The organism is Thermococcus nautili, from assembly GCF_000585495.1.
In the GTDB taxonomy this organism is placed as follows: Archaea; Methanobacteriota_B; Thermococci; order Thermococcales; family Thermococcaceae; genus Thermococcus; species Thermococcus nautili.
In genome coordinates this window covers 1067822-1090715 of the sequence record NZ_CP007264.1, presented here as the reverse complement: position 1 = coordinate 1090715, position 22894 = coordinate 1067822, and the positions used below count along the sequence as shown (strand labels likewise).

Here is a 22894-nt window from a genome sequence, read left to right as displayed (position 1 = left end):
GTAGGTTTCGAGCTTAATAAAACCAACGCTGGGAAAACTTTAAGTCCGCTTTATCAAAGGCACTTGAGGAGGTCGAACCGATGAAGGTCATCTGGTACGGTCACGCATGCTTCTGGATTGAGACGAACGGGGTGAAGATACTGATAGACCCTTACCCTGAAGTGGACGACGACCGAATTGGCGAGGTTGACTACATCCTGATAACCCACGAGCACACGGACCACTACGGAAAGGTCGAGCTCCTCTCAAGGCTCCGCGACGCCACGGTAATAGGCCCCAAGCAGGTCTACCTGATGGCGGTGGCAGATGGCGTTACGAAGGTCAGGGAAATTGAGGCGGGACAGACGATAGAGCTCGAAAACGGCGTGAAGGTTACGGCCATCTACGTCGAGCACCCGTCGAGCCAGTACCCGCTCGGCTACCTGATAGAGGGCGACAAGAGGCTCCTCCACCCAGGCGACACCTACGCAGGCCCCGTGTTCCAGAGGCTTCGCGGTAAGGTGGACATCCTGCTCGTCCCGATAAGCGGTCGCTCAACTGCGAACGCGAGGGAAGCAACTCAGATAGTTGAAGACGTGAGACCGAGGGTGGTAATCCCGATGCACTACGGCGTTTACAACGACGCTGACCCATCAAAGCTGGCCGAGGAGCTCAGGAAGAGACGCATCTGGACGCTCGTCAGAGAGCCCCAGCTCTACGAGGAGATGTCCTTCTGAGGGAAAGGCATGCTCTCCACAGGCTCGCGGAAGCTCGACGAACTGCTCGGGGGAGGCTTCGCCCCCGGCGTGCTCACCCAGATTTACGGCCCCTACGCGACAGGTAAGACAACCTTAGCGGTTCAAACCGGAATTCTGAGCGGTAAGAAGGTCGCCTACGTGGACACGGAGGGGGGCTTTTCTCCCGAACGGCTGAAGCAGATGGCAGAGGCGAGAAACCTCGACCCCGAGGAAACCCTATCACGCTTCATACTGTTCACTCCCGCCGATTTCAAGGAGCAGAGGAGGATTATAGGCTCGCTCAAGAAGGTCGTTGACGACTCGTTCTCGCTCGTCGTGGTGGATTCCATAACCGCCCATTACCGTGCCGAGGAGAACAGGATGGGCCTCCTAACTGACCTTAGCAGACAACTGCAGGTCCTCCTCTGGATTGCAAGGAAGCAGAACATTCCGGTTCTCGTCATCAACCAGGTGCACTACGACAGCAAGCTCGAAAGGACGAGGCCAGTGGCGGAACAAACCCTCGGCTACCGCTGTAAGGACATTTTGAGACTCGACAAGCTTCCGAAGCCAGGCTTGAGACTGGCCATTCTCGAAAGGCACCGCTTCCGCCCAGAGGGGACGATGGTCTACTTCAGGATTACGGAGAAGGGAATAGAGGACGTGGGCGAGTGAGATATTGCCAATTTGGTATATTACTGAAGCCGTAATATTTGCAAAGCAAACCGGCCATTCTCGGAAAGCTTTTTAGTCTTCAAAGTCCCAACTATATTCGGTGAGACTATGAGTCTGACAAAAGTAACTAGAAACTACCAGATTACTATACCAAGCGACGTTAGGAAAAAGCTTGGCATCAAAGTTGGCGACATACTGCTCGTTGAGGTTGAAGACGGGAAGGTGGTTCTCAAAAAGAGCGAGCTTGAACTTCCACTACTCCCGGGTGGAAAGGGGCTGACTGTTGAGGAAATCGAAGAAACCATCATCGAAGGCATCGGTGATGATGAATGACGGTCATAGACACCAACGTTTTTCTTTATGCGGTCCTGAAGGACTCGGAGCTCAACGAAGAGGCGAGGAACCTGCTGGCGTCACTGGAGCGATGGGTCGTTCCGAGCATGGTTCTATACGAACTCTACTGGTTTTTGAAGAAGAGGGAGTACTCGGTGGAAGACATCAACGGGGTAATCTCCGCGGTTCTCTCAAGTCCCAGAACAAAGGTCGTCGGCGACAACGGGAAATACACGAAGGAAGCCCTGAAGCTGACTAAGAACCCCAAGCGGTTCAACGACATGGTAATTCTTGCAACTGCGAAGGACTTTGGAAGGCTCGCAACCTATGATAAAAAGCTGAGAAAAGAGGCGGAAAAACTTGGAATCAAAGTGCTACCCTAAATCCTCTCGTAAACCTCCTGCGTAATCCTCAGCACGGCCTTGTAGAGCTTCTCGCTTATTATGCCCTCCTCGTAGTGCTCTGCCAACTTCTCCTTGTCGATTATCTCCTTCGTTCCGTCCGGCCACCTGACGATGTCAACCTCAAGGTCAACGTAGCGCGCTCCATCGGGGTAAATCTCGACCGGCGTGTTGATGTTGTAGTACTCGCCCTTCAGGTTGCCGTTCTTGTCGTAATACCTGTGCACGAACCACCACTTGCCGGCCTCGATTTCAGTTATGGCATAATCGCCGAACTCTATCGGAAGGTCGAGGCCGTCGTAGAACTTGCCGGGCTTGAGGTGCCTCTTTATCGTGACCTTGAGCGGGTTGTGGCTTACCTCAACGACCTCCCCCGGCCCAATCCTTATCCTCTGGCCGTCGGGCTTGACGTGGTCGAGGCTGAAGAGCCAGCCCCTCCTCGGCCCCTTGTTCTCTATCAGAGCCTCCCAGAAGCCCTGGTTCACCTTCATCCTCTGGCCGGGAACCTTGGCGAGGATTCCCTCCGCTATCTCAACCGCGAAGCCGAGCTCGGGGTCTTTAGCCTTGAGCTGGTGGTGGCCCTCAACGGTCGGGACGACCTTGTTCCTTATCTCGTCGAGCTTCTTCTTCGCCCCTCCACCAAACTCGACCTCGTAGATGTTCCTGCCCTCGATGATGAGCGACGGGGCGAAGTAGGTGTCGGCCTTGGCTAACCTGTCAGCGAGCTTTGAGAGCCTGACTATCTCGTCCCTCAGGGTGTTCCAGTCCTTGTAGGCCGCGGCGGTTCTCCAGAGGATTCCCCACTCGCCGAGGTCTATGCTCAGGCCGAGGATTCTGAGCCTTTCGCGCTCCTGGTTGTCCCTTATCTTCCTTGAAATCTTCACGTGCCTCTGCGCGCCTATCGGCTTGGGAATCAGGACCGCGTAGTCACCCGGAATCGTGAGGGTAGTGCTGAGGTGTGGCAGGAGGTTGTGCTTCTTCACCTGGACGAGAACCTCGTCCCCTTCGTTCGCCCTCGGGAGCTCGTTCTTGGGGAGGGTTCCTATCGCGCTCCCGAGGTCAACGTAAACGTACCTATCATCAACCTTAACAACGAGACCCTTGTAGATGCCGTAAAGCTGGTAGGAGAGCCTCCTGAAGAAGACGTCGATGAGCTCGTCTTCGAGAACGGCTTTGGCCTCTTCAACGGCGTTTCCAACGAGAACGACGCCGTGTCTGTCCTTCTTGTCGTAGATGTCAACGTCGAACTCATCGTAGGTTTTTTCGAGGCCGAAGCGCTCAACAATTTTGTTGCTCGGCTGGCTTATGCCGAAGCCCCTGTCAAGGAAGAGCTTCGTTAGGGCCGTTGAGTAGATGCCCCGAATCCTAACCGTAAGCCCTGTGTCTGTAGACACCTTCACCACCCCTCATCTTCTTCTCCACCACTCCAATGAGCGCCAGTCCTTCAAGGATTTCCTCAGCGTCTCTCACTCCGCTGAGCTTCTCCACGTTTCTCGCCTCAACCCAGAGCAGGCCCTTGGAGTGCCATTCGAGCAGGGCCCTCTCGACGCGGTGAACATCGGAAGGATGAGCGTAGAGCCTGTAAACGAAGCGAACGAGTGAGTCGAGCCTCTCCTCAAGGTACCTCGTTCTGTGGATTTCCTCCAGTATGCCAACGGGAACCTTTTTGTGGTTTTCGCCCAGGAAGGCCAACCCCTCAACCTCGGCCGAGAGCTCGCCTATCGCCTTCCTCACCGCGTAGTCGTAGAGCCTGTGAAACTGGACCAGTCTGTCGAAGGAAGCCTTCAGCCTCGCCCGCGAGTTGAAGTCGTCACCGCGGAGGAGCGAGAGGACCTCCTCAATGCGGAACTTCATCTGGTGCTCGTTCTTGTAGAGCTCCTTTGAGAGCTCCTCCAGCCTTCCACCGAACTTCGCCAGCTCACGGTAGAGCGACGAGGCCCTCTCAAGCTTCTCGGCCGAGAGCTCGTGCAGTGACCTGAGAACAGCTTCAAGTTCCTCAACGCTCTTCTCACCGTAGAGCTCGGAGAACTTTGATTCAAAACGGGAGTGAAGCTTCTCAAGCTCCCCGAGAAGTGACCTGAGCTCGTCAACGTCCATCCCCGAAACCCCCTAAGGTAGGACTTGACCGTAGGCCTACTTTTACTTTTCGATTGGCTGAGTTAAACGAAACCGCTTACCCGAAAGCCTTTTTTAAAAGCTCGTGTACCGGGTTAAGGTGTTGCCATGACCCTCTACGACCGCTTCGGAAGACCAGTGACGAACCTCAGGATTTCGCTCACGCAGGAGTGCAACTTCCGCTGTTTCTTCTGCCACCGCGAGGGCCAGCGGTTTTTAGCCAAAAACGAGATGACGCCCGAGGAGATAGAAAGGCTCGTTAGAATAGCCTCGCGCCTCGGAATAAGGAAGGTCAAGCTCACGGGCGGTGAGCCAACCGTTCGGGAGGACATCATTGAAATCGTCCGGAGAATTAAGCCCTACGTTAGAGACCTGAGCATGACGACCAACGGGAGCAGGCTTAAGGAGCTCGCAGAACCGCTCGCGAAGGCAGGACTGGACAGGGTGAACGTCTCGCTCCACAGCCTCAAGCCAGATGTTTACAAGAGAATCACGGGCGTTGATATGCTCGAAACCGTTCTTGAAGGCATCGAGGAGGCGGTAAAGTATCTCTCTCCAGTCAAGCTCAACATGACAGTCATGAGGGGCCTCAACGATGGTGAAATCTGGGACATGATAGACTTCTCGGCAAAGACAGGGGCAATACTCCAGCTCATAGAGCTCGAAGCGCCGAGGGAGATGACGGAGACGGCCTTCTTCCGGAAGTACTTCTACCCACTCAGGCCGGTTGAGAAGGAGCTCGAAAAGAGGGCTGTCGAAATCCGCGAGAGGAGGATGCACAGGAGGAAGAAGTACTTCATTCCGACGGACTACGGAATAGCCGAGGTCGAGGTCGTTAGGGCGATGCACAACACGGTCTTCTGCGCCAACTGCACCCGCCTGAGGGTCACCTCCGACGGGAAGTTCAAGACCTGCCTGCTGAGGAACGACGATTTGATAGACTTTTTGACGGCCATGAGGAACGGCGCGAGCGACGCCGAACTGGTCGATATTTTCAGGAGAGCTGTGTTAAAACGCGAGCCCTACTGGCGGTAGAAAGGTTTTTGTGGAGTAGCGCGCAGTTTTGAACGGTGGGACTGTGGGACTCGGCAACCTAGCCCCCTACTTCTCCGGGGCGATGCTGATAGTCATAGGCATCTACGGAATGGTTAAATCGTACTGGGAGTGGAAGGGCCACGATGAACCCATTCGCAGGCTTGCATTGACCCTAATGGTGTCCTTCGCCCTGTTCGGGGTCATCGGGGGCATTGCCGTGTTTTTAACTATCGCAGTTGACCCGGAATTCTGGATTGCCGAGGCAATCGTGGTAACCCTGGGATACCTTCTTCTTGCTAACGAATCTCTGAGCATGCTTGAAAAGCTACGGACCCCAGAGAAGAGACACGAAAGGAGGAAAGTAAAATGCGCCCTCCCCGTTGCCGGAATCATTAAGTCTCGTGATGACGCAATCACATTGCTGAAGGCAATAGACAGCTATGCTGACCTCCCACTGCTCGTCATCGGAAGGGAACATCCAGAGGAGTGGAGAAACAAAACGGGAGTAGAACCCGACGATTACATCTGGCTCACGAGGGTTGAGCACAAAAAGGCGGTAAGCCCGAGCAGCCTGCACGTTCTCAGCGGGAAGGTAATAGGATTCATAAGGGACAACCCCGGTGGGGTAGTTTACATCGAGGGTATCGAGTACATGCTCTTCTACTCGGATTTCAAGGCCGTTGCGAAGTTTCTGTTTTCAATCAGAGACGCGGCGATGATAGAGAGCGCCCACGTACTCATACTAGCCAACGAGGACACCCTCAGCCCAGAGCAGATGGCAATACTGAAAAAGGAGTTTGAGGAGATAGACGTCGAGAAAATCCTCGAAAAGCTCATGGGGCCCGCGTTGTTCGGGGCTATTCCGAGCAGGAAGCGGAGGGATTTCAATGCCAGCGCTGAGGGTTCCGAGGAGGGAAGCGGAGCCGGTGAAGAGAAGGCTGAAGAAGCTCGGCCTCTACGACGGGAAGAGACGGCCGAAGAGGGAAGATGATTTCGTTCTCTTACCCGTCATCGAGGACGAGAGGATTTACACCCTCGGCTACGAGGTTTTGTCCGTTGAGCTTCCGCTTCGGCCCGAGAGGCAGATATACAAGAACCTCGAAAGTGTTCTGGCGGAGAGACTGAGCGGGGAGGAGCTGAGATACCTCAGGCGCTACGACGTTATAGGTGACATAGCCGTTATTCAAATTCCGCCCGAGCTGGAGCACCGCGTTGGGGACATCGTTTTCGCGTTGAGGAAGGTTCACCCGTTCCTTAGGGTGATAGCGAGGAAGGGCTTCCACGAGGGGGCCTTTCGAATCAGGGACTACTCGATAATCTGGGGCGAGAAGAGACTTGAAACCGTTCATAAGGAGAACGGCGTCGAGATTAAGGTTGATTTGAGCAAAGCCTTCTTCAACCCGAGAATGAAGGGGGAACGCTATCGGCTGGCCCAGTTGGTGAAAGACGGCGAGAGGATTTTAATTCCCTTCGCCGGCGTTCTGCCTTACGCCCTCGTGATAGCGAGGTATAGAAAAGTCAAGATAACGGCCGTCGAGCTGAACAGAGAAGCCTACGAACTCGGGCTGGAGAACATAGAGCGCAACAGGAAGAGGCTGAAGGGCGAGATAGAGTTCATACACGGCGACGCCTTCAAGGTTCTGCCCGAGCTTCCGAACTACGACAGGGTCATTAGTCCGACGCCGAGGGGCGTTGACGCGTTAAGTTTAACGCTTTCAAAGGCCGAGCGCTGGCTTCACTACTACGACTTCGTTCACGAAAACGAGATTGAAGCCTTCAGGCGGAGAATACTCGAGGAATGCCAAAAGCTCGGAAGGGAGTGCTCCGTGAGGGTGAAGAAAGTAAGCGACTTCAAGCCCCACGTGTTTAAGGTCTGCGCGGATGTTGAAATTAAAGGATAGAAACCAAAAACCTCCACAGCGGGACGCACTTCACCGTTTTCTCCCCAAACCTCTCCTCGCAGGAACGCCAGCCCGTGACTATTGTGCCCTCCCTCAGGCCAAAGACGTCCATAGCCTCCAGAAGGCCTTCAACTTCTCTCTCCCAGCTCTCATCGATGTCCCAGGTAACTTGAATGGCACGCGTTACCTTGAGACCCTCCTTAACGATGAAATCAACCTCTCCCTTTCCGCGATAATAATAGACCTCGCGGAAGCGCTGGCGGAGGTGCCTCGCGACGGCGTTTTCGGCGAGCCTTCCAATGTTCTCGGTAAAGCGTATTCCCACGACGTTCGCTATTCCCGTGTCAATCGCGTACATCTTTTTCGGGTAGCGCATCGCGTCCTTAACTTTTGGCGAGAGGATTGGAACGCGGAAGCTCAAGTAAGCTTCATCCATTGCGTCAAGAACACCATCAACGAAGTTCGGGGAGACTTTCCTACCCAGTATTCCGGCCAGCTCGTTCCTAAGCCGTGAGGCACTCACCAGAGAGGAAAACCTGCTCAACGCCAGCTCGGCGACGATTTTAACGGCCCTTGCATCGCGGAAGCCATGCCTATAGGCGATGTCCCTCAGGATTATGCCCTCAAAAAGCTCCCTCAGAAGGTCAAGCTTGAGAACCTCAACCTCCGTGAGAACAACCTGAGGAAACCCACCGAATTCAAGGTATTCCCTGAGAAGCGCCTCAACCTTTCTCCGTTTACCCAGTAAGCGTTTGATGTCGGTGGAGAATCCCCTGAACATCAAGAACTCCCCAAAACTGAGCGGGTAAACCTCCACCGGAAGAACCCTGCCCGTCAGGAGCGTTGAGAGCTCGGAGCGAAGGAGTGAGGAAGTAGAGCCCGTAACTATGACCCTCGCCTCACCGAGGTCAAGAACCTTTCTAACCCACTTCTCCCAGCCCGGAACGTTCTGAACCTCGTCGAGAACCACGATGGGATTATCGCCGTCGTAAACGTACGTCCTGTAGGCAGAGAACACCTCCTCAAGGAACTCTGGTGAGAGATAGGGGGAAAAACGCGGGTCTTCAAGGTTCACGTAGAGCGTCCCCTCGGGCGGAAAACCCTCATCAACGGCTTTCCCTAAAAACAAGCCTGCGAGTGTGGTTTTTCCGGAACGGCGTGTTCCTATGAGCGCAACCGCCCCAGCAGATAGTTTTCTCTCAATCCCCAAGAGGTATTCGTCCCTCGGCAGGGCGTTCCATTTTCTACCGCCCCAGAGGTTGTAGGGCGCTAAAACCTCCACTATTTCCTCCCGTGTGAGCACTTCTTCCCACCAGGGGATATAGAACGCTTGAGATTTTATATTTTTTGGAATATAAAAATGGCAAAAATTTGTATCGCAAAGAATACAAAAAGCGAAACTCACTTCCTCAGGAAATCAAACAGCGTCGCCTGCTTACCCTTCTTCTTTTCGGGCTTCTTCTCCTTCTTCCCCACGGGCTCTATCTCCCTCTCCGCAGCATCAAGCTCCTCCTCTGTGAGCTCCTCTTCCTTCTCGGGCTTTTCTTCAGGCTCTTCAGTTTCTTCAAATTCTTCGGTTTCCTCAGCCTCTTCCTTCTCCTTCGCCTTCCTGAGACCCTCGCGGACGCTCGTCTCCAGCCTGCCCCGCTCCTTGAGCTTCTTCTCGATGTTCATAGCCTTGCCCCATATCGTTTTGGCCTTCTCCGAATCTCCAGCGAGGAATTCAACCTCCTTCTCGCTAAGGTCGAGGAAGACCGTGAAGTGTGCCGCTAAATCCGGGTCCTTCTCGAAGATGACGCGGAGGTAGTGGAGGGTCTCCAGGGCCTCGAGCTTGGCCATGTGCATCTCCTTCATGACCTTCTTGACTATCGAGTCCCTTAGCGTTCTCTCGGTCTTGCTCTCGGTGAGGAGCTTAATCGTCTTCGGCGGGTAAATCCTCACGAAGCCCTTCTTCTTGACTCCCGCAACCGCCACTCCAGCGGTCATCATGTCCGTTGCGTACTTCCAGAGCGAGTAGTTGCCCGTCCTCTTCGCCCTGCCGAGATATATGTCGGCCCTGCTGAGGGCCTCGTAAGCTCTCGCTATATCTTCGGGCTTGTAATAGACGTAGGGCACGTTCTCGTCAATCCAGAGTAGGAGCTCGTCCGGGAACATGTCCACGCCGAGCGTCGCCATCTTTGCCCTTTTGGCGTTGTCGGTCGCGAAGACCTGAGCTAAAGCCTGAAAGACGCTCTTCTCGACGTCGCGGTAAGCTAAAACATCCTTCGCGTCCTCGACACCACCCGTAACCACCGTCTGGAGGTCGTTTATCGCCGCTCTCAAATCGCCGTTCGCGCGCCTGGCTATCTCGTAGAGTATCTCCTTTGGAACTGTCTTTCCTTCACGCTTTAGAATCCTCACGAGGGCCTTTATGATGTCCCTCTGCGTTAGCCGCTTGTACTCAACTATCTGGGCTTTGTTCCTAATCTCCCTGGGAACCTCCCAGTAGTGGTTGGCGCTCATGATTATCGGGTTCTTGGCCCTATCGATGAGCTTCGCTATCTCGCGGGCACCGCTCGGCTCTATGTTGTCCGCCTCGTCAAGGAAGATTAGCTTCCGCCTCTTTCCAAGGATGTCCATCGTATAAGCGGCCTGAACGTAGCGCTCTATCTTCTCGTAGGTTCTCTCGTCGCTCGCGTTCAGCTCGATGACCTCGAAGCCGTACTCGTTGGCCAGGGCGTAGACGGTCGTCGTCTTGCCGACGCCTGGAGGGCCGGCGAGGATTAATGCCTTCTTCTTCGGAGGGTTGCCGTGGAGCCAGGCCTCGACCCAGGCCCTCACCTGCTCTATTGCTTTCTCCTGGTTCACTATCTCGCTCAGCTTCCTCGGCCGGTATTTCTCAACCCAGGGAACTTCCACCATAGGAATCACTTACCCATAATCGTGAACTGAGCGAGCAACGCCTCGAGCTGTATCATCTCGTTGGCCCCTTCAACGAGGCGGAAGTTGTACTCGCCTATCTTGTCCGCCAGAGCGACCTTCTTGTCCTCGGGAATCGGCAGGTTAAACACTTCCTTGTGCATCTGAATCAGCACGTCCTCACCGCTGAGGCCCTGCTTGAGGAGTATGTCCCTGAGCTTGTCTCTAGCTTTCAGGAAGTTGCCCTCCAGAGCCAGGGTCATCATCTCGCGAACGTCCTCGGGACGGGCCCTGCTGGCAACGAGGAAGACGTTCTCATCGGTTATCTTCTTGTCCAGAGCGGCCGCCGCCTGAAGAACGTTGATTGCCCTCCTCAAATCGCCTTCCGCAACGTAGAGAATCGCCTGAAGGCCCTCCTCGGTGAGCTCAAGCCCCTCCTGCTCGGCGATGTATTTTATGCGCTTCGCTATGTCCTCATCGTTGAGGGGCCTGAAGCGGAAGATTGCACACCTCGACTGTATCGGCTCGATTATCTTTGAGGAGTAGTTGCAACTGAGGATAAAGCGAACGTTGTTGGAGAACATCTCCATCGTTCTCCTCAAGGCCTGCTGGGCATCCTGCGTTAGAGCGTCTGCCTCGTCGAGGAAGATTATCTTGAAGCTCGCCCCGCCTATCGGCTTCGTCCTTGCGAACTCCTTGACCTTCTCCCTAATCACGTTTATGCCCCTCTCATCGCTCGCGTTGAGCTCTAAGAAGTTGTGGCGCCAGTTTTCGCCAAATAACTCCCTTGCAAGGGCCAGAGCAGCCGTTGTGTTGTGGAGAACCGTCGGAAGGTTGCCGCCTATGAAGTTGTGGTAATCGGGCACATGGAGGTCGTAGATTACGAAGTCGCCCTTAAGCTTCTCGACCTCAATTATCTCGTCCCAGAGGAGCTCGTTCTGGGCGAGGAATATCAGGTAAGCGACACCCCTCTTGAGCTTTTCGTCGTTGAGTATCTCCCTTAAAAGCTTCAGCTCGGCCTTTCTAATCTCCTCAAGGGCCTCTATCTTCTCGGTGTTGCTCTCAAGGACAATCCTCACACTTGAGTTCCAGGTTCCGACGAGCCTTCCAATCTCGGCATAGCTTGAGTACTTCCTCGCAAAGGTGCGCATGGCCTCTATCGTTTCTTCCAGCTGAATTCCAAGGGCACCAGCAATCTTAAGGTAGTTCCTCAGACTCGGCTTCCGCTTGCCCTTAATGTATTCAAGAAGTCTGTCATGCCTTATACCGGTCTTCTCAGCTATCTCCTTCCTTCTCCTCGCGACCTCGTTCCAGTCTACGAGGATGCTCCTCGACAGGGCCTTTTCAAGCTTTTCGAGCTCGTCAAGGCGGTAGTAGATTTCCTTCATAAGCTCCCAGGCTATCCGCTTGGCCTTCTCCGGGCTCCACCGGGCCTTGTCATCGTAGAAGTTCAGCTTGAGCCTGTCCCTGACGTAGGAAATCAGCTCCCTGTCAGCGTAGAGCGAGCCGATGTTGGGGTTCGGCTTCTTCACGAGCGCCTCAGCCTTCCTCCTCTTCTCCTCGACCGAGAAGCCGACCTCCCTGAGGAAGCGCGATATGTTCTCGGAGCCCGAGATGACGACGTAGTAGTAGGTGCGTCCTTTGACGACCTTGCTCCTCACTTTGGCGACCACTCCAAGCCCCGCCAACGCGTAAGAGACCTGCTCTGCCATCTCCCTGCTCGCGGTTGAGAGAACTATCCCGTTCTTCTCAACGCCCGCGTCGCAGTCGAAGTAGGCCCTGAGGAAGGAGCGCAGACCCTTCCAGCCCTGCCCGGGTATGTAAACCCTATCAGCCTTCCTGCCGGCAAGGCCGAGGCTCTCAACGAGCTCCTTTGCCATCCTTGAGTTCACGTAAACGTTAGGGGCACGGTCCTTGTGGATTCTCTCCTTAATTCTCGCGTCCGGGAAGAGCCTTTCGGTGAGCTCCATGAAACGTTTCCTGAGCTTCTCGTCCGTGTTAGTGAAGGTTATGGCGTTTGTTTGGGCGTCGGCGTGGCCGTCGCCGATGAAGTAGCCGAGCCACTCAGCCAGGGGGTCCTCATCGAGAATCGCCGGGAGGAAGCGCGGAACTGCCAACCTGTCTCCGGGCCTGAGCTCCTCGGCCTTGACCCACTCTATTCTCCCGTCCTTCCTGTTCACGAGGAGCGGGTGGTACGGGGTTACCTTGAGCTCCCTGCCGAGTCTCGTTCTTATCCTGACGAGCTCATCGGTTCTGTCCTTGTAAACGTACTCGACTGGCAACTCCCTGAGTTTTCCATCCTCATCAACGCCGAGAACCGTTAGGCCCTTGACTGGGGTTGGACCAAATCTACCGTTGCTCAGCTTCTCGACGAGTTCACCTATGGTGGTCAGCTCACCGTTGATTACGACCTTGGCGTCTCCCGTAAGGCACTTTCCAACGCCTGGCGGCCCAGCGAAGAGCAGGTGGGGCATCGAACCGGTTTTAGCGTAGTGTTTGAGCCTCTTGACTATGTGCTCCTGACCAACGATGTCATCGAGCCTCTGAGGGCGGTACTTTTCAACCCAGGGCTTCTCGAGAACCTTAACCTCTCTAATCTCCTCGGCCATGTATTCCACCTAAACCTTTATGAGAGCCAAGAGTTTAAGGGCTTTGCCATGGACCCTCTTGAGCACGCCTCGATTCCGAGCCTCGTTTATCTCTCCCTCTCAAGCGAGCCGACGATAGCTGGACTCACCGCCCTCGTCCTCGGCGCGGTCTTTCCTGACCTCGATGCTTTGGCTGAGGAGCACCGCTCATACCTCCACTCCCTCCTGCCCTTTCTCCCGGCTCTTCTCCTCGGCCTGAACCTCGGCGGTCCGTTCCTGCTCTTCGCCCTCGGCTGGGGGAGTCATCTGTTCCTCGACTTCTTCACCGGCGTCGTGCCCGTTGCTTACCCGCTCTCGCGGAGGGGCTGGGGATTATCAATTATCGTCACCGGGCCGAGGAATTTTAGGGTTGAGCTCAGACTAATCGAAAGATATCCGGACAGGAAGCACGATTACAGGCTGGAAATCGGCGGAAGCTTCGCACTCGCCCTTTTGGCAATCCTCACGGCGATAATTAGACTGCACTAACCGGTTCAGTGCAAAACTTTTATACTTCGATGGCCATCTATAAACGGTGGTTCTCATGGGGAAGCTTGACTGGATTAGGGAAGAGCTCCAGGAGCTCAAGGATAAGGGCCTCTACGTGACCATAAGGAAGCTTGAGAGCGCCCAGGGCCCGTGGGTCATCGTCGACGGCAAGAAGGTTCTCAACATGTGCTCCAACAACTACCTCGGTTTGGCGGCTCACCCGGAGATTAGATACGCGGCCATAAGGGCCATTCTCGACTACGGTGTTGGCGCCGGGGCTGTTAGAACGATAGCGGGAACTATGGAGCTTCACGTCGAACTTGAAGAAAAGCTGGCGAAGTTCAAGAAGCGCGAAGCGGCCATACTCTTCCAGAGCGGTTACAACGCGAATCTCGGAGCGATAAGCGCCCTCCTCAAGAAAGGGGAAGACGGAGTCTTCATCAGCGAAGAGCTCAACCACGCGAGCATTATAGACGGAATGCGCCTCAGCGGTGCGCCGAAGGTCATTTACAAGCACATCGACATGGAAGACCTTGAGAAGAGGCTCAAGGAGAACAAGGACAAGAAGAAGAAAATCATCGTCAGCGACGGTGTCTTCAGCATGGACGGCGACCTTGCCCCGCTCCCGGAGATGGCAGAGCTTGCGGAGCAGTACGACGCGATACTCTACATAGACGACGCGCACGGTGAAGGAGTCCTCGGAGACAGCGGAAGGGGTATCGTCGACCACTTCAAGCTTCACGACCGCGTTGACTTCGAGATGGGAACGCTGAGCAAGGCCTTCGGTGTCATCGGCGGTTACGTTGCCGGTCCTGAGGAGGCCATCGAGTACCTCCGCCAGAGGGCGAGGCCGTTCCTCTTCTCGAGTGCGCCCAACCCACCCGACGTCGCCGCGGCCATAGCGGCCGTTGAGATTCTCCAGAGGAGCGACGAGCTTGTTAAGAAGCTCTGGGACAACACCCACTTCCTCCAGAACGGTCTCAGAGACCTCGGCTACGACCTCGGCAACACCAAGCACCCAATTACGCCGGTCATGCTCTACGACGAGAAGCTCGCCCAGGAGTTCAGCAGACGCTTATACGACGAGTACAACATCTTCGCGCAGGCGATAGTTTACCCGACCGTCCCGCTCGGAACTGCCAGAATAAGGCTCGAGCCCTCAGCGGCCCACAGCAAGGAGGACCTCCAGTACGTCATAGATGCGTTCGAGGATTTGGGGAAGAAGACCGGATTCTTGAAGTGAGGTTTCTTCTCCTCATATTCTTCTACATTCTCCTAGTCCACCTGCAAACCCATAAGCCGAGACTCACCGGTTGTATCATCATGCAACTCATTTACTCAGGCTTCTTTTGGAGAGTTCTGTGAGGAAAACTTACGTTGAAACGAATTTATACTCGAAAAAAGGAAAGAGACTTTACGAATTACAAAGGAAAAATTTATAAGAATAAGTTACATAGTTAGCATTGCAAATTAGCTTCCCAGTCATTACAGTCAATGGCAAGGTACATACAAGTTGCTAAGGATTATTGCCACAGTGAACGATGACGTTGCAGCGGAAGGAGTGTGGGTTTACATGACCCTCAAAAAAGAATACCGTGGACTTGAGCTAAAAACCAACTTTATCTATCTCCACTCATGGGGTACTGGAGATGCTATATCAACGATAGGCTCTCTAACTCTTCCGTTCTTGTTATATTCCGCTCCAACTGGAATAAATTTAGCAACTTCTGTTACCTGGACAGCCGCAGACCTATTCATATTCCAGAAGTTCAATGGCTCATGGAAAAAGACAGAAACCAAGACACTGATTTTATATCCAGAGGGTAATCTTCCTCCGTGCTGGAATGGAATATGTCCTACAAGCATAGGGGGGTCATCCAATGGACTGGATTAAGCTTCTACCCCACGAGGAGGGGGTTGAGAAGATAGGAAAGGAGGTCATTATCTCCTTTGTTTTTCTTTTCTGGCTGTATATGGTGGTGATGTGGGCCCTTTCAAAGGGAATTGTCGTGAATCCTCGCGAATTCTTCGGGGGTATAACGCATCCCAGGGCACTTATTGAGGCTTTCACAGCGGTAATCCTAGTGTTAGTGGTCAGAAGGTTGAGGGGCGACAAACCTTCCCCGTACCGCTACGGGTGGATTTTGACCGTGGTAGGAATGTTCATGTTCCCTTTTGTTTCCCTAACGAGGAGCCAGCTGGTGGCAACGCTGTTCTTTATCCTGTGGTACTACCTCGTCATCTGGACTTTTTCATGGGAAGCGGCTCCCAAGAAAAAACCTCAAAGGGCCCTCCAGTAAATCGCTCAATTTCATTTTTGAAGAAAGCCTCAGAACTTCGTCCACTCGACCTTGTAGTATGTAACGTCCGCGTCCTCATCCACTATCGCCATCACCATGTTCTTCCTGACACCGTGAGCTACTCTAACGCGAGCGGTTATGTCGTTCGGGCTCAGGCGGGAGTTCTCAGGCAGGACCCACACGAGCCACTGGGAGTGCTCGTCCATTCCACGCCTGTAAACCCGGAAGTGCGAGCCGAACTTGAGGCCGGACTTGACGGTGTAGCCCCTGTCGCGCAGGTCCTTGTAGACGAGGTACTTGGCGTCGAACAGCTCGTCCCTCTTCCTCCCGAGGTTCATGAGCTCCTCTACGGTTAGCTTTCTCTTCCCGTCCCTGACCTCTATCTTGCCCCTCTCGACGAGGTAGGTGGCTTCAAGGAGAGAGAGGAAGAGCTTGCCCTCGACTAACTTCCCGAAGTGGCGCTTGTTGTAGAGGCCGTTTATCGCGTTCTGGTCGGTCGAGAAGACCCTGTCCCCGCTCAGGTAAAAGACTATCATCAGCTTCCCCTCCATTCCTCGGCAGGCAGGAGCATGTAGTATGCATCTTCGCCGTCCGAGTAGTAGCCGATAATCCGCTTCACCTTTCGGAAGCCAAAGCGCTCGTAGAGCTTTATGGCCTTTTCGTTGCTCACGCGAACTTCGAGGCCGATGTAGCGGGCCCCCCGTGCGATGAGCCTGTCTATCGCCTCGGCGAGCAGGGCCGAGCCTATGCCGTTCCCGCGGTAGCGCTTGTCAACGGCTATGCTCATTATGTGTCCCTCGAGGTCGGGCCTCAGGTAGGCCATGACGTAGCCGATTACCCTGCCGTTGTACTCGGCAACGAGAAAGGTCTCGGGGTTGTTCTCGAGGAAGACGAGGAAGATTCCCCTCGGGTAGGCCTCGCGGAAGGATTCCCTCTCGATTCTCATCACGTCGCTTATGTCGAAGAGCTTCGCCGGCCGTATCGTGACGAGTGCCAGCGGTATTCTGGCCTTCACTTCCCTCGCTGAGACGCTCATGTTAATAACTCTCCCCCAAGGCTTTTAAGGCTTGAGGGGACTCCCTATGGGGTGGCCACCCCAACGTGATGAGCACTCTCGAACCTGACCCCGGGATGATGACCGGATTCCTGGCTGATACATCAACTTTAAAAGGCTGGACAAAAACTCCAGCACATGCGGAAATGGCTTCCGGCCCTGCTCATCCTTTCAGCACTTTCGATTTTCCTCGGCGTTTACTTCGGCCCGGTTAGTTTGAGCCTTCACGACGTCGCCGAGAGCGTGGATTACGGAGTAAAAACAACCCTCGCGAGCTGGCTCTCGTGGGTTCTCGACAAACTCGCCCTGGTTATCCACTCGAACGTCCTCGCGGAGGAGGCCAAGTACGTAGTGGAGATTGTTTCAGGCCAACCCCCAGAGTACTTCACCATAGTGTGGCAACTCCGCCTTCCGGAGGTCCTCCTAGCTTACTTCGTCGGCCTCGCGCTGGCGAGTGCCGGAGTCGCGAGCCAGGCTCTCTTTCGAAACCCCCTCGCCGACCCATACATAATCGGAATAAGCTCCGGCGCCGCGCTCGGCTCAGCCATAGGGACGCTGATTAACCCGGCCTACATGGCCCCCCTCGCGCTCCTCTTTTCCTTCCTCTCGGTCTTCATCGTCTACGCGATAGCGAGAACGAACGGCGCGGTTCCCGTTGACACCCTCCTCCTGGCGGGAATAGCCTACGGCTTCCTTGCAAACGCGATAACGTGGTACATCTACGTCACGCACCCCCAGGAGAGCCATCTAAGCTGGATGTGGCTCCTCGGGAGCTTCAACGGGAGCACCTGGCGGGACGTCGGGATAATGCTCATAGTCTCACTTCTCGGCGTCGGCTTCCTCAGCTGGCGCTGGCGCGAGCTCAACCTAATACTCCTCGGCGAGGAGAGCATAGCCCTCGGCCTCGACCTTCATCTCTACCGGAAAATCTTCCTCGGCGTCATAGCGACGCTTACTGCTTTCGCCGTTTACACCGCCGGGATAATCGGCTTCATCGGACTGGTAAGCCCCCACATAATGCGACTTCTCCTCGGGCCGAACCACAGGGAGTTAACGCCAGCAACGGCCCTCTTCGGTGGGGTTCTGCTCGTCATCGCAGATTTGCTCGCGAGAACTGTGGCGAAGCCGACAGTAATCCCGGTCGGCATAGTGACGGCCCTCATGGGCGCGCCCTTCTTCCTCTACCTCCTGATGAGGCACAAGAGGGGTGAGCTCGTTGCTTGAGGCGAGAATCTCTTTCGCTTACGGCGAGAGGGAGGTTTTGAAAAACGTAGAGCTCAAAGCCGAGAGGGGCGAACTTCTCGCGGTAATCGGGCCCAACGGAGCAGGGAAGAGCACACTCCTCAAGTGCCTCGTCGGGATTTTAAGGCCAAGGGGAACGGCAAGGCTCGACGGCGTTGAGCTGACATCGCTCAGGCCCGCTGAAAGGGCTAAGTTCATAACCTACGTCCCCCAGAGCTCCCTTCCCCAGTTCGCCTTCACAGTTGAGGAGTTCGTGGAGATGGGTGCCTACATAACGCGGGGGAGCGTCAGGAAAGCGCTCGAGAGGGTCGGCCTCTGGGAGAGGAGAAGGGAAAGGGTAACGAGCCTGAGCGGTGGGGAATTCCAGCTCGTCCTCATAGCGAGGGCTCTGGCACAGGGGAGCAGGGCAATCCTCCTCGACGAGCCCACGAGCCACCTCGACGTAAACCACGCGCTCATGGTGATGGAGTTGCTCAACGAGCTCAAAGGGGAGAAGATTATCGTTGCGGTCCTCCACGACCTCAACCTCGCGTTAAGCTACGCCGACAGGGTTCTCGTCCTGAAGGACGGCGAAAAGGTCTGGGAGGGGCCGTCGAGGAAGCTGGAGCCAGCGGTGATAGAGACCACCTACGGGATAAGGGCGAGGATAATCGAGGTCGAGGGGAAGCGCCTCCTCGTGCCGGGACTGAAGGGCTAAGGTTTAAAACTTCGGCGCGTTTCTTACTTCAGGTGAGAGAAGGTGGAGAAGAAGACCGGAACAACAACGGTGGGAATAAAGGCCAAAGACGGGGTGGTTCTCGCGGCTGACACTCAGGCCTCGCTTGACCACATGGTTGAAACCCTGAACATCAAAAAGATAATCCCGATAACGGACAGGATAGCGATAACCACCGCGGGAAGCGTCGGAGACGTCCAGGCTCTGGCGAGAATGCTGGAAGCCGAGGCGCGCTACTACCAGTTCACGTGGGGAAGGCCGATGACGGCCAAGGCGATGGCACACCTACTCAGCAACATCCTCAACGAGAACAAGTGGTTCCCCTACATGGTGCAGATTATCATCGGTGGTTACGTGGAAGAGCCAACGCTGGCCAACCTCGACCCGCTCGGAGGTCTCATCTTCGACGAGTACACGGCCACTGGCTCCGGCAGTCCCTTCGCGATAGCCGTCCTCGAAGAGGGCTTCCGGAAGGACATGAGCGTCGAAGAAGCCAAGGAGCTCGCGGTTAGGGCCGTCAGAACCGCCGGAAAGCGCGACGTTTACACGGGGGACAGGAAGGTGCAGGTCGTCGTCATCACGAAGGACGGCATGAAGGAGGAGTTCGTCGAGTTTTAGATTTGCACCAAATCCCTTTTTAACTCCCCCTCCAACCTTCTCCGAGGGGAATGAAGGAGAAAGCGCTCGCGGTTCTTCTCATCGCGACGGTCGTTCTGTCGCTCTACTCGGCCGTTGACCTAGCTTACTCCACCGACGCGATTCTCGACCAGATTAACGACATCATCGAGCAGGTTCAGGAAATCAGGGGATTACACTTCAAAGAGAAGCCGAAGGTAATCGTCATCAGCAGGGCGGAGGCGATAAGGCTCTTCGGGCCAGGTAGCCAGAACGAGGAGGAGCTGAAGGTTCAGGAGCTCACCTACAAGATGACCCTCCTTCTGCCGGGGAACTACTCCTTCATCAAGGCGAAGGAGGAGCAGAGCGCCGGCTGGATTGCCCTCACGGTTGGAAACACCATCTACGTCATCGAGGAGAACTTTGAGGGAAACCCCGCGATTGCGAAGAGGGCTTTGGCTCATGAGCTCACGCACGTGTTGCAAAAGCAGTGGTTCGATGCAAAGTACGGTGCCAGCACCTTCGACGGAACCCTCGCGGTGAGGGCGCTGGTTGAGGGAGATGCAGACCTCGTGGCCGACCTCTACTGCGAGCGGAACGGGATTCCCATATACAAGATACGCTCCCTCAGCGGGAACCCTCTAACGGACATCGGTATCTTCCCCTACGTCTTCGGTGACAGGTTCGTCCGCTACCTCTACGAGAAAGGTGGCTGGAATCTTGTAAACAAGGCCTACAGGCACTATCCCCTCTCAACGGCCCAGATAATGCACCCCGAACTCTATCTGGAGAACGTGACGCCCGTGAACGTTTCGCTGAGCGTTCCAGCGAACTGGAGCGTCATGAGGGACGACAGGATGGGCGAGTTCTACGTCTACGTCCTCCTCAGGGACGTCGCCAGGCTCGACAACGAAACGGTCTGGAACGTTTCAAGCGCGTGGCTCGGCGACCATCTAATCCTCGCGACCAACGGTACCGACTACGTCCTCCTGTGGAAGGTTGAGTTCTCAAACGAGAACGCCTCGAAAACCTTTGCCGAAACCCTCAAGAGCCTCGCCGAAAAAGACACCTACGCGAGGTTCACAATCACCCTCGACGGAAAGACCGTCACCCTAAAAGCCGTGAGGAGGGTTCGGGTTGAAGCTTAGGTGTCCAATCTGCGGAAAAACATACGATGAGCCCGTCCAGAGGTGCGAGTGCGGTGAGCCGGTCGAGTTCGAGCTCTTTAAGGGAGAACCCTACATCGGAAAGAGCGTCTGGGAGCGGTTCTGGGACTTCTGGCCGGTCGAGCCGGCCCTTGAGTTTTCGCTTGGCGAGGGCGACACCCCGCTTATGAAGTCGAGGCTCGGCGACGAGTTCGGCGTTAAGCTCTACCTCAAGAACGAGACCGTCAACCCGACCTGGAGCTTCAAGGACAGGGGAACGTTTCTGGCGATGAGCTACGCACTCAAAGCCGGCTACAAGACCGTCGGGACGGTCTCAACCGGCAATATGGCGGCGAGCGTTTCGGCTTACGCTTCACGCTTCGGACTTAAAGCCAAGATTCTCGTCTCCGAGAGCGCGGGCGACGAGAAACTAAAGGCCGTCTCTGTCTACGGCGGAGAAGTGATAAGGGTTCTCGGGGACTACGGGAGGCTCTACTTCGAGAGCCTCAAGCTTGGAGAAAAGCTTGGGGTCTACTTCATGAACTCCGACAACCCCTTCAGAATCGAGGGCTACAAGGGTATCGCGTTTGAGATAGCCGAGGAGCTTACCCCGGACTACGTTCTAATCCCAACCAGCTCGGGCGGTCTTTTCAGGGGAATAGCCAAAGGCTTCATCGAGCTTTACGAGAATGGGCTTATTGATGGCCTTCCAAAGCTGATAGCGGTTCAGGCTGAGGGTTGCTCCCCGATATGCAAAGCCTTCCGTGAAGGGAAGGAAAAAGTAGAGCGCTTCGAGAACCCGAGAACGATAGCGAAGGCAATAGCGAACCCCTGCCCGCCGAGCGGGAACGCGGTTCTGAAACTCCTGAGAGAACTTGGCGGAGGGTGCGTTTCAGTTTCGGACGATGAAATAAGGAAAGCCCAGAAAAGGCTCGCCCTCGAGGGCCTCTTCGCCCAGCCGGCGAGCGCGACGGGAATAGCGGCCCTAGGAAAGCTAAACCTTCCCGAGGGAGTTAAGGTTGTCTCGATTCTCACAGGTTCTGGATTGAGAACCCTGAAAGATGCCCCGGCGGGGAAGATAACGGAGTGCCCGCTTGAAGGGCTTGAAAACTGTCTGAGGTGATTGAGATGCTCGTCGGAATAGGCCTGATGCCCCACGGCAACCCCGTTCTTGAGCCTCCGGACGAGGAAACCGAGAGGCTCGCGGAAGTCCTGAGGAGAATCGGCGGGGAGTTCAGAGATGCGGACTCCTACGTCCTGATAAGCCCCCACAACGTGAGGATTAGCGACCACCTCGGCGTCGTCCTTGCTGAAAACCTCGTTTCGTGGCTCGGCTTCGAGGGGAAGGAACTGCCCGGCGAGTGGAAAACAGATAGAGAGCTGGCGGAGAAGATTTACAGGGCCGAGAAAGAGGCTGGAATGCCAGTGGTGGATTTAAACTTTGCCGCGCTCAGTGGGGAGTACTCGCGCTGGCCCCTGAGCTGGGGCGAGCTGATTCCGCTCCAGTTTCTCGAAAGGAAACCGCTCGTCCTGATGACGCCGTCGAGGGGAGTGAGCAGAGAAACGCTCGTCCGCTTCGGCGAAATCCTCGGCGAAGTCCTTGAGCGGGAGGAGAAGAGGGTTGCGCTGATAATCAGCGCGGACCACGGACATGGACACGATGAAAAAGGCCCCTACGGGAAGGTGAAGGAGAGCGAGGAGTACGACAGGCTGATAATGAAGCTCATCAACGAAGACCGCCTTGAGGAGCTTCTCAGCATTCCCGAGGACCTCGTTAGGAAGGCCCTCGTGGACAGCTACTGGCAGATGCTGATAATGCTTGGAGCTATGAGAAAGGCCGAGTTCGAGCTGAAGGCGAGCGCCTACGCCTGCCCCACCTACTTCGGCATGGCAGGGGCGCTGTGGGTGCGGAAGTGAAGGTTTAAATGTTCCTCTCTTCTTCATGTTTATGGTGATTCCATGTCATCTACAAAACATGTACAGACCGAGATTGATGAGAGCCTGTACTCAATGCTCAAGGCCCTATCGCTCAGGGAGGGAAAGCCCATAAAGGAGATACTCAAGGAGGCCATAGAGGAATACCTCAGGAGGAACGCAGGGATAACCGAGGAGGAAGTAGAAAAAGACCCAATCTGGAAGGCGTTCGGCGTGGTAGAGCTTAAAGGCAAGAAGACGAGCCACGATGAAGACTGGGGAGTGGTCGAATGGCGAAGCCACTGAGGCCAGAGCTCTTCTACATGGACACGAGCGCCATGATAGCTCTCCTCGTCAGGGACGACCCTGAGCACGAGCGGGCCTTGGGCTTCTTTAAGGACGCCGTTAGGGAGGGGTCTGTTTTCGTAATCGGCAGGCCCACGCTGATGGAGTTCCTAAACGGCGTTGCAAAGCACGTTGGAAAGGACGTTGCCGAGGAGCAGTACCGCCTCTACACCGCGAGCAGGTTCATCTTCATCGAGAAGGAAACCGAAGCGGACTGGGAAAGGGCCTGGGAGCTTTTCTTCAAGTACCGCGACCAGCAGGGAATAGACTTATTCGACAGCCTGGCCTTTGCGATAATGGAGAGGCTTGGAATCAGGAAGGCGTTCACCTTCGACAGCGACTTTGCGGTTCACGGCTTCGTTATGGTTCCATAG

General features: G+C 55.2%; 26 protein-coding genes. 19 read left to right on the top strand and 7 right to left on the bottom strand.

The annotated features are described in order from the left end of the window. The first annotated feature begins 80 nt into the window (after positions 1 to 80). The 4 genes from BD01_RS06015 to BD01_RS06000 all read left to right on the top strand — a co-directional run bounded on the left by BD01_RS06015 (position 81) and on the right by BD01_RS06000 (position 2107). Entirely contained in the window at positions 81 to 716 is a 636-nt protein-coding gene (locus BD01_RS06015; RefSeq protein ID WP_042690984.1) for an MBL fold metallo-hydrolase, read from the top strand. A gap of 9 nt (positions 717 to 725) precedes the next feature. Continuing rightward, positions 726 to 1391 carry a DNA repair and recombination protein RadB gene (radB, locus tag BD01_RS06010; protein WP_042690983.1) on the top strand — a complete coding sequence of 222 codons (666 nt, stop codon included), beginning with the start codon at positions 726 to 728 and terminating at the stop codon, positions 1389 to 1391. 108 nt (positions 1392 to 1499) lie between these two features. Next, on the top strand, positions 1500 to 1724 hold the full coding sequence (locus BD01_RS06005) for an AbrB/MazE/SpoVT family DNA-binding domain-containing protein (protein WP_042690981.1): 225 nt from the start codon (positions 1500 to 1502) through the stop codon (positions 1722 to 1724). Further along, entirely contained in the window at positions 1721 to 2107 is a 387-nt protein-coding gene (locus BD01_RS06000) for a PIN domain-containing protein (RefSeq protein WP_042690980.1), read from the top strand. The genes BD01_RS06005 and BD01_RS06000 overlap by 4 nt, the downstream gene beginning before the upstream one ends. On the opposite strand, the gene BD01_RS05995 is transcribed toward BD01_RS06000, so the two are convergent. Then, positions 2104 to 3519 (bottom strand): DUF402 domain-containing protein, encoded by a 1416-nt coding sequence (locus BD01_RS05995; protein ID WP_042690978.1) that lies wholly within the window; start codon positions 3517 to 3519, stop codon positions 2104 to 2106. The genes BD01_RS06000 and BD01_RS05995 overlap by 4 nt on opposite strands. Further along, positions 3491 to 4222: a hypothetical protein gene (locus tag BD01_RS05990; protein ID WP_042690977.1), complete on the bottom strand. Its 732-nt coding sequence runs from the start codon at positions 4220 to 4222 to the stop codon at positions 3491 to 3493. The genes BD01_RS05995 and BD01_RS05990 overlap by 29 nt, the downstream gene beginning before the upstream one ends. 126 nt (positions 4223 to 4348) lie before the next feature. Here BD01_RS05990 and moaA point away from each other — a divergent pair, with 126 nt between their 5' ends. Genes moaA through taw22 form a run of 3 tightly spaced genes read left to right on the top strand, consistent with a single transcriptional unit; the run spans position 4349 to position 7176 of the window. After that, the gene (moaA, locus tag BD01_RS05985; RefSeq protein WP_042690975.1) at positions 4349 to 5275 is read left to right on the top strand and encodes a GTP 3',8-cyclase MoaA; all 927 of its coding nucleotides are present in this window, start codon (positions 4349 to 4351) and stop codon (positions 5273 to 5275) included. Positions 5276 to 5318: 43 nt separating this feature from the next. After that, the gene (locus BD01_RS05980) at positions 5319 to 6266 is read left to right on the top strand and encodes a DUF835 domain-containing protein (protein ID WP_051482172.1); all 948 of its coding nucleotides are present in this window, start codon (positions 5319 to 5321) and stop codon (positions 6264 to 6266) included. Next, on the top strand, positions 6163 to 7176 hold the full coding sequence (gene taw22, locus BD01_RS05975; protein WP_042690974.1) for a tRNA (guanine(37)-N1)/4-demethylwyosine(37)-methyltransferase Taw22: 1014 nt from the start codon (positions 6163 to 6165) through the stop codon (positions 7174 to 7176). Before BD01_RS05980 ends, taw22 begins: the two co-directional genes overlap by 104 nt. On the opposite strand, the gene BD01_RS05970 is transcribed toward taw22, so the two are convergent. The 3 genes from BD01_RS05970 to BD01_RS05960 all read right to left on the bottom strand — a co-directional run bounded on the left by BD01_RS05970 (position 7166) and on the right by BD01_RS05960 (position 12683). After that, on the bottom strand, positions 7166 to 8479 hold the full coding sequence (locus BD01_RS05970) for an ATP-binding protein (RefSeq protein WP_042690973.1): 1314 nt from the start codon (positions 8477 to 8479) through the stop codon (positions 7166 to 7168). The two genes, taw22 and BD01_RS05970, sit on opposite strands and share 11 nt — an antisense overlap. Before the next feature lie 98 nt (positions 8480 to 8577). After that, the gene (locus BD01_RS05965; RefSeq protein ID WP_042690971.1) at positions 8578 to 10077 is read right to left on the bottom strand and encodes a replication factor C large subunit; all 1500 of its coding nucleotides are present in this window, start codon (positions 10075 to 10077) and stop codon (positions 8578 to 8580) included. 5 nt (positions 10078 to 10082) lie between these two features. After that, complete coding sequence (locus BD01_RS05960; protein ID WP_042690969.1) at positions 10083 to 12683, bottom strand: replication factor C small subunit; 2601 nt, start codon at positions 12681 to 12683, stop codon at positions 10083 to 10085. Between the two features lie 48 nt (positions 12684 to 12731). Here BD01_RS05960 and BD01_RS05955 point away from each other — a divergent pair, with 48 nt between their 5' ends. The 4 genes from BD01_RS05955 to BD01_RS05945 all read left to right on the top strand — a co-directional run bounded on the left by BD01_RS05955 (position 12732) and on the right by BD01_RS05945 (position 15490). Next, positions 12732 to 13190, top strand: coding sequence for a metal-dependent hydrolase (locus tag BD01_RS05955; RefSeq protein WP_051482171.1), 459 nt, complete (start codon positions 12732 to 12734; stop codon positions 13188 to 13190). 55 nt (positions 13191 to 13245) lie between these two features. Continuing rightward, entirely contained in the window at positions 13246 to 14433 is a 1188-nt protein-coding gene (locus BD01_RS05950; RefSeq protein ID WP_042690966.1) for a glycine C-acetyltransferase, read from the top strand. Between the two features lie 270 nt (positions 14434 to 14703). Then, positions 14704 to 15084, top strand: a complete 381-nt coding sequence (locus tag BD01_RS11245; RefSeq protein ID WP_156927389.1) for a hypothetical protein — start codon at positions 14704 to 14706, stop codon at positions 15082 to 15084. Beyond that, positions 15071 to 15490, top strand: a complete 420-nt coding sequence (locus tag BD01_RS05945) for a hypothetical protein (protein WP_042690965.1) — start codon at positions 15071 to 15073, stop codon at positions 15488 to 15490. Before BD01_RS11245 ends, BD01_RS05945 begins: the two co-directional genes overlap by 14 nt. 29 nt (positions 15491 to 15519) lie before the next feature. Here the strand turns inward: BD01_RS05945 and endA are convergent, their stop codons facing one another. Together endA and rimI are read right to left on the bottom strand one after the other, a co-directional pair. Then, positions 15520 to 16026, bottom strand: a complete 507-nt coding sequence (gene endA, locus BD01_RS05940; protein ID WP_014122621.1) for a tRNA-intron lyase — start codon at positions 16024 to 16026, stop codon at positions 15520 to 15522. After that, entirely contained in the window at positions 16026 to 16526 is a 501-nt protein-coding gene (gene rimI, locus BD01_RS05935) for a ribosomal protein S18-alanine N-acetyltransferase (protein ID WP_042690964.1), read from the bottom strand. Before rimI ends, endA begins: the two co-directional genes overlap by 1 nt. 156 nt (positions 16527 to 16682) lie before the next feature. On the opposite strand from rimI, the gene BD01_RS05930 reads away from it, so the two are divergent. Genes BD01_RS05930 through BD01_RS05895 form a run of 8 tightly spaced genes read left to right on the top strand, consistent with a single transcriptional unit; the run spans position 16683 to position 22894 of the window. Beyond that, positions 16683 to 17768 carry a FecCD family ABC transporter permease gene (locus BD01_RS05930; protein ID WP_042690962.1) on the top strand — a complete coding sequence of 362 codons (1086 nt, stop codon included), beginning with the start codon at positions 16683 to 16685 and terminating at the stop codon, positions 17766 to 17768. Further along, positions 17761 to 18483, top strand: a complete 723-nt coding sequence (locus tag BD01_RS05925) for an ABC transporter ATP-binding protein (protein ID WP_042690960.1) — start codon at positions 17761 to 17763, stop codon at positions 18481 to 18483. Before BD01_RS05930 ends, BD01_RS05925 begins: the two co-directional genes overlap by 8 nt. A gap of 42 nt (positions 18484 to 18525) precedes the next feature. Continuing rightward, on the top strand, positions 18526 to 19119 hold the full coding sequence (gene psmB / locus BD01_RS05920) for an archaeal proteasome endopeptidase complex subunit beta (RefSeq protein ID WP_042690959.1): 594 nt from the start codon (positions 18526 to 18528) through the stop codon (positions 19117 to 19119). 50 nt (positions 19120 to 19169) lie between these two features. Then, positions 19170 to 20264 carry an eCIS core domain-containing protein gene (locus BD01_RS05915; protein ID WP_042690958.1) on the top strand — a complete coding sequence of 365 codons (1095 nt, stop codon included), beginning with the start codon at positions 19170 to 19172 and terminating at the stop codon, positions 20262 to 20264. Then, positions 20254 to 21384 (top strand): threonine synthase, encoded by a 1131-nt coding sequence (gene thrC / locus BD01_RS05910; RefSeq protein WP_042690957.1) that lies wholly within the window; start codon positions 20254 to 20256, stop codon positions 21382 to 21384. The genes BD01_RS05915 and thrC overlap by 11 nt, the downstream gene beginning before the upstream one ends. A 5-nt stretch (positions 21385 to 21389) precedes the next feature. Further along, the gene (locus tag BD01_RS05905; protein WP_042690955.1) at positions 21390 to 22178 is read left to right on the top strand and encodes a DODA-type extradiol aromatic ring-opening family dioxygenase; all 789 of its coding nucleotides are present in this window, start codon (positions 21390 to 21392) and stop codon (positions 22176 to 22178) included. A gap of 42 nt (positions 22179 to 22220) precedes the next feature. Then, positions 22221 to 22481, top strand: coding sequence for a hypothetical protein (locus tag BD01_RS05900; RefSeq protein ID WP_042690954.1), 261 nt, complete (start codon positions 22221 to 22223; stop codon positions 22479 to 22481). Then, positions 22466 to 22894: a type II toxin-antitoxin system VapC family toxin gene (locus BD01_RS05895; protein ID WP_042690952.1), complete on the top strand. Its 429-nt coding sequence runs from the start codon at positions 22466 to 22468 to the stop codon at positions 22892 to 22894. Before BD01_RS05900 ends, BD01_RS05895 begins: the two co-directional genes overlap by 16 nt.